The organism is Dysgonomonas termitidis (genome assembly GCF_042654545.1).
In the GTDB taxonomy this organism is placed as follows: domain Bacteria; phylum Bacteroidota; class Bacteroidia; order Bacteroidales; family Dysgonomonadaceae; genus Dysgonomonas; species Dysgonomonas termitidis.
The window spans coordinates 1-1,538 of the sequence record NZ_JBHSGN010000179.1; the positions used below are offsets into that span (position 1 = coordinate 1).

Annotated in this window: 3 protein-coding genes; all 3 read right to left on the reverse strand. The window is 46.7% G+C overall.

Going from position 1 to position 1,538, the window contains the following annotated elements:
* Nucleotides 1-40: 40 nt before the first annotated feature.
* The gene (locus ACFO6W_RS25935) at nucleotides 41-583 is read right to left on the reverse strand and encodes a glucosaminidase domain-containing protein (RefSeq protein WP_380002020.1); all 543 of its coding nucleotides are present in this window, start codon (nucleotides 581-583) and stop codon (nucleotides 41-43) included.
* Entirely contained in the window at nucleotides 558-914 is a 357-nt protein-coding gene (locus tag ACFO6W_RS25940; RefSeq protein WP_380002022.1) for a hypothetical protein, read from the reverse strand. The genes ACFO6W_RS25935 and ACFO6W_RS25940 overlap by 26 nt, the downstream gene beginning before the upstream one ends.
* Nucleotides 915-955: 41 nt before the next feature.
* A partial coding sequence (locus ACFO6W_RS25945) for a hypothetical protein (RefSeq protein WP_380002024.1) occupies nucleotides 956-1,538 on the reverse strand: 583 nt, incomplete at its 5' end.

A 1,538-nucleotide genomic window follows, 5' to 3' on the forward strand; every position in this document is an offset into this window, starting at 1 on the left:
GGCAACTAAAAAGCCCGCTTTTTAGTTTAGTTTTCATTCCTCATTCTTCATTCTTCATTATTTTTTCGACCATAGCGATACACGAGGTAATAACAGGCACATAATTATCTGCCGTTGCATACTTCCAGCCCTCGCTGTCCATCAGCCGCCTTGCGAACTCCCTGGGTTCATCCCGGTAAGGCCATGCATCCGCATAACCCGTTTTCCGGAATATCGCCTGATGGTCGTATAAGCACTCTTCATAAGACTTGTAAGCTCTAAAGTACCTGTACACGGAATATTTATATTTGCTTCCGTGAGGAGTAACAGACACTACCCGTTCCGGATATACGAACTTCTTATCCGGGGTATCGAAATATTCGGTAGTCAAAGCCCGTTCAACGGGGCCGTCCCAGCTAGTACCCTTAGTTATCCCGAACAGGTTGTACGGGAGTTTTCCACCCAGCAGCCAGCCTTTCTCCAGTCCTGCCTGTGCCGTTTCGAATACCGGATGAATGGAAGCCTCCGGCTTTTCCATGTGTAAGCGGTATGCCGCCGGATATATCGTCCTTACAAATTCAGTTTGCTGTTTCCCTGTCGCCATCTTTACCCTCCTTTTCTGTTTTATTATCGGCTTCTATACTTAGGTTACTCCCGATGTTTATTTTCAGGTGCTCGAATGTGGAAGCCAGGATAAAGATGATGCTCTGCGCCGCCCCGCAGGCTACCACTATCAGGGAGGCCGTTTCCTTCATCCGCTCGCCGTCGCATATCACGCACCAGGCAGTGAGGACGCCCCAGAATACCGTAATTATCCACCGGCGGCTGCGGAATTTAGGATACCACCTGCCGGTAACGAACGTAGAGCTGATAAAGGTGGCTAAGGCAACCAACCCGACCGCTATCTCACTGTAATTCAAATTAATCTGTTCCATTTTTGCAAATCAAATTTTTATTTTTATTTCTATTTTTTTCTTTATCCACCCCATAGCCATTTAACAGCCGTTTTCGGCAGCGCGTCAAACTGTGCCTGTGTTAATCCGGTATTGCTTGAATAAGAGCCCGAAGACGCATAGAATATACTGTCCATAAAGTTGTTGTTATCATTGTTAGCAGCCCATGCAAATAAATTACGGATATCTATATACAGCCGGTTACTGTCATAGTTACCGGGGGAAGCACACGCATACAGGGAGTATACTTTTGCAGATTCATTATACAAAATAACGATCCCGTGATCGTCTACACCGGATATTGTACTTATGATGTCAAAGACATTGGCATTCCATGTCGGCCTGAGAACTACTTTTCCCTGCGCTTCCCCGTTACCCCATCCGCCACCGCCACCTGCCTGCGTGTAAAATACATCGAATATTATCCTGCCGTCCCAGCCTGCTGAAGTATAGGACACATCGACAAGTTTGAAATACCTGCGTGCATTTACTATCCCTACAGCCGATGCATAATCGCCACCGTTACCTGAAATCCTGACAACACCGTTTTTAACAAGCCCCAACGCATTCAGGTTAACGGGTATAGATATATTGGCCGAACCGTCG